The following is a 4,295-nucleotide window of genomic DNA, read 5'->3' on the forward strand; positions in this document are numbered from 1 at the left end:
AAAAGCAGATCCATCTGCTTTAGTACACTTTATACACGTTTAAGTTAACTGTATATAAACAAAGGCTGGCTTTTTTAACGCTCGTGTCAGTCGATTATTTCAGACCGGCAGCTTCACGCAGCAGGGCGGCTTTGTCGGTTTTTTCCCATGGGAAATGTTCACGACCAAAGTGACCGTATGCCGCGGTTTCTTTGTAGATTGGGTGCAGCAGATCCAGCATCTGAATCAGTCCGTATGGACGCAGGTCGAAGAACTCGCGTACCAGCAGGGTCAGCTGTTCTGAAGGCACTTTCTCGGTACCGAAGGTTTCAACCATGATGGAGGTTGGCTCAGCCACGCCGATGGCGTAAGAAACCTGAATCTCACAGCGGTCAGCCAGGCCGGCAGCAACGATGTTTTTCGCAACATAACGTGCCGCGTATGCCGCAGAGCGGTCAACTTTAGACGGATCTTTACCAGAGAACGCACCGCCGCCGTGACGTGCCATGCCGCCGTAGGTATCAACGATGATTTTACGTCCGGTCAGACCGCAGTCACCCATTGGGCCGCCGATAACAAAGCGTCCGGTTGGGTTGATGAAGAATTTGGTCGCAGAGCTCAGCCATTCGGTCGGCAGAACCGGCTTGATGATCTCTTCCATCACGGCTTCTTGCAGGGATTTCTGGTCAATCTCTTCGGAATGCTGGGTAGACAGTACCACCGCATCGATGCCAACGATTTTGCCGTCATCGTACTGGAAGGTGACCTGGCTTTTTGCATCCGGGCGCAGCCACGGCAGGGTGCCGTTTTTGCGTACTTCAGCCTGACGCTGTACCAGACGGTGCGCGTAGGTGACCGGGGCTGGCATCAGCACGTCGGTTTCGTTGGTCGCGTAGCCAAACATCAGGCCCTGGTCGCCCGCGCCCTGTTCCAGTGGATCGGCACGGTCAACGCCCTGGTTGATGTCTGGAGACTGTTTGCCAATGGCGCTCAGCACCGCGCAAGAATTGGCATCAAAGCCCATATCAGAATGCACATAACCGATTTCACGCACCGTGTTACGGGTGATCTCTTCGATATCAACCCATGCGCTGGTGGTGATCTCACCGCCAACCAGAACCATGCCAGTTTTGACGTAGGTTTCGCACGCGACGCGCGCTTTAGGATCCTGCGCCAGGATCGCATCCAGCACCGCATCGGAGATTTGGTCAGCAATTTTATCAGGATGTCCTTCTGATACGGACTCGGACGTAAACAGGTGTTTTGCCATGTTTTATTTCACCTAAGAGGAATTTGGTTAGCTCAAGCTGCTGTGTGGAATAGCCAAAGGAGATAATTCTACCAAGGCCTGCAGGTTTTTGACACTGGCAGTATGAGTGTTAATCAGTATAGATGGATTAACATCTGGATGGCTATTTTAGGTCACTTCTTCGCCCGATTTCCAGTTTTTTTTGATTCATCTCTCACGGCGTTGAAATGTTTGCTGGAAATTTTTCCTGACGGCGCTGGCAACCCACGCATTTTTGTTTTGCTTTTTAGCCCCCTTCTCGGTATAAAACGCGGCACGCGGCTCATACAAAATAAGCGCTCGATGAACTCATCGTGTCGCCACTTCCAGCCGGGTTAAGCAGTGAACTTTTAGCTTTGGCTTGGGGTCCGTTTCAGCAGAGGCGGCCGTGGAGGTGATACGAGATAATGAACCATCGTTTTCCGCTAATTCAGCGCAGCCGTTCTGGCGCGCATTTGATTCCCGCAACCCGCATTTCTAGTCTGCAAACCTGCCGATGTTATACCCATCTCGGCGCTTCTCAGGATTCCAGGGCCGGTCAGGCTGTGTGAAAACTGAACAAGGGCGCTCTTGTTAATACAAGAGTTTTCTCGTGGTTTCGCCGAACCTTGTCATACAGAGTTCGGATACGTGTTTTACAATGATATGAATAAGAAACCGGTCGCACGGTCTGGATTTCAGCATACTCTGCTGGGAAACGGAGCCGTTTATGGGTTGTTATCGCCGTATAACGCTGCGATAGTAGTCAACTGTTTTACACTTAATACAAAGAGTTGAGGTTCGCTATGTCTGACGACATGTCTTCTTTTTCGCCTTCGTCAGCGGGCGAACAGGGTGTACTACGTTCTATGCAGGAGGTTGCGATGAGCTCCCAGGAAGCCAGCAAGATGCTGCGCACATACAATATTGCCTGGTGGGGCAATAACTACTACGACGTCAACGAACTGGGCCACATCAGCGTTTGCCCGGATCCGGACGTCCCTGAAGCGCGCGTGGACCTCGCCAAACTGGTGAAAGCCCGTGAAGCACAGGGCCAGCGTTTGCCTGCACTGTTCTGCTTCCCGCAGATCCTGCAACATCGCCTGCGTTCTATTAACGCCGCCTTCAAGCGCGCGCGTGAATCCTACGGCTATAAAGGCGACTACTTCCTGGTTTACCCGATTAAGGTGAACCAGCACCGCCGCGTGATTGAGTCCCTTATCCACTCCGGCGAGCCGCTGGGCCTCGAAGCCGGCTCCAAAGCGGAGCTGATGGCGGTTCTGGCGCATGCGGGCATGACCCGTTCGGTCATTGTCTGTAACGGCTACAAAGACCGTGAGTACATTCGTCTGGCGCTGATTGGCGAGAAGATGGGCCACAAGGTCTATCTGGTTATCGAGAAGATGACTGAAATCGCGATCGTGCTGGAAGAGGCTGAACGTCTTAACGTGGTGCCACGCCTCGGCGTGCGTGCGCGTCTGGCGTCTCAGGGTTCCGGTAAATGGCAGTCCTCCGGCGGTGAAAAATCCAAATTCGGCCTCGCGGCGAACCAGGTACTGCAGCTGGTGGAAATTTTGCGCGAGCGCGGTCGTCTGGACAGCATTCAGCTCCTGCACTTCCACCTCGGTTCGCAGATGGCCAATATTCGCGATATCGCCACCGGCGTGCGTGAATCAGCCCGTTTCTACGTTGAGCTGCACAAGCTTGGCGTGAATATTCAGTGCTTCGACGTGGGCGGTGGCCTGGGCGTAGACTACGAAGGGACCCGCTCGCAGTCTGACTGCTCGGTGAACTACGGTCTGAATGAATACGCCAATAACATCATCTGGGCGATCGGTGATGCCTGTGAAGAGCACGGCCTGCCGCACCCGACGGTGATCACCGAATCCGGTCGCGCGGTGACCGCGCACCATACGGTGCTGGTCTCTAATATCATCGGCGTTGAGCGTAGCGAAATTTCCGAAGCGACGCCGCCGCAGGATGATGCACCGCGTTCCCTGCAAAGCATGTGGGAAACCTGGCAGGAGATGCACGAGCCGGGCACGCGTCGCTCCCTGCGCGAATGGCTGCACGACAGCCAGATGGATCTGCACGATATTCACGTCGGCTACTCGTCAGGCACCTTCAGCCTGCAGGAGCGTGCGTGGGCGGAGCAGCTTTATCTGAACATGTGCCATGAAGTGCAGAAGCAGCTCGACCCGAGCAACCGCGCGCACCGTCCGATTATCGACGAGCTGCAGGAACGTATGGCGGATAAGATTTACGTCAACTTCTCGCTGTTCCAGTCGATGCCGGATGCATGGGGTATCGACCAGCTGTTCCCGGTTCTGCCGCTGGAAGGGCTGAACCACGCCCCGGAACGTCGCGCGGTGCTGCTGGACATCACCTGTGACTCCGACGGTGCTATCGACCACTACGTTGACGGCGACGGTATCGCCACCACCATGCCAATGCCGGAGTACGACCCGGAGAACCCGCCGATGCTGGGCTTCTTTATGGTTGGGGCGTACCAGGAGATCCTCGGCAACATGCACAACCTGTTCGGTGATACCGAAGCGGTTGACGTGTTTGTCTTCCCTGACGGCAGCGTGGAAGTTGAGCTGTCTGACGAGGGGGATACCGTGGCAGACATGCTGGAATACGTTCAGCTCGATCCGAAAACGCTGCTGACCCAGTTCCGCGACCAGGTGAAAAACACCGGTCTCGACGATGCATTGCAGCAGCAGTTCCTGGAAGAGTTTGAGGCGGGGCTGTACGGGTATACTTATCTCGAAGACGAATAATTATTCCGCCAGTTAAATATGAAAAGGGTCTGACCGTGGTCAGACCCTTTTTTATGGCTACATGAAAACCCCGCCGGTGAACGACGGGGAGAGGGCGGTTAACTCAGCTGTTCGTCCTGGAACGTAATGGTCACTTTCGCATAGATATTAATTGGCATTTCCGCCATTAGCGGCAGCCACTGCTTCGGCTGGGCTGTTGCGCTCATATCGCCGTTCCACTGCTTGTGCTCAGGCGTTTTCGGCATGTCCATGCCGGTCTGACCGGT

At 54.6% G+C, this 4,295-nt stretch carries 4 protein-coding genes; 3 read left to right on the forward strand and 1 reads right to left on the reverse strand.

The window, feature by feature from the left end:
- Positions 1 to 94: 94 nt before the first annotated feature.
- The gene (gene metK / locus ACOTYN_RS25870; protein WP_014885184.1) at positions 95 to 1,249 is read right to left on the reverse strand and encodes a methionine adenosyltransferase; all 1,155 of its coding nucleotides are present in this window, start codon (positions 1,247 to 1,249) and stop codon (positions 95 to 97) included.
- A 425-nt stretch (positions 1,250 to 1,674) separates the two neighbouring features.
- On the opposite strand from metK, the gene ACOTYN_RS25875 reads away from it, so the two are divergent.
- From ACOTYN_RS25875 to speA, 3 genes are all read left to right on the forward strand, one after another.
- Positions 1,675 to 1,818, forward strand: coding sequence for a hypothetical protein (locus ACOTYN_RS25875; protein ID WP_418251728.1), 144 nt, complete (start codon positions 1,675 to 1,677; stop codon positions 1,816 to 1,818).
- A 94-nt stretch (positions 1,819 to 1,912) separates the two neighbouring features.
- Positions 1,913 to 2,044: an acid stress response protein YqgB gene (gene yqgB / locus ACOTYN_RS25880; protein WP_127312443.1), complete on the forward strand. Its 132-nt coding sequence runs from the start codon at positions 1,913 to 1,915 to the stop codon at positions 2,042 to 2,044.
- Between the two features lie 8 nt (positions 2,045 to 2,052).
- The gene (gene speA / locus ACOTYN_RS25885) at positions 2,053 to 4,029 is read left to right on the forward strand and encodes a biosynthetic arginine decarboxylase (protein ID WP_014885182.1); all 1,977 of its coding nucleotides are present in this window, start codon (positions 2,053 to 2,055) and stop codon (positions 4,027 to 4,029) included.
- Positions 4,030 to 4,295 lie beyond the last annotated feature (266 nt).

Origin of the sequence: Enterobacter cloacae complex sp. IR5458, from assembly GCF_049238025.1 — a bacterium.
GTDB classification, from domain to species: Bacteria; Pseudomonadota; Gammaproteobacteria; order Enterobacterales; family Enterobacteriaceae; genus Enterobacter; species Enterobacter kobei.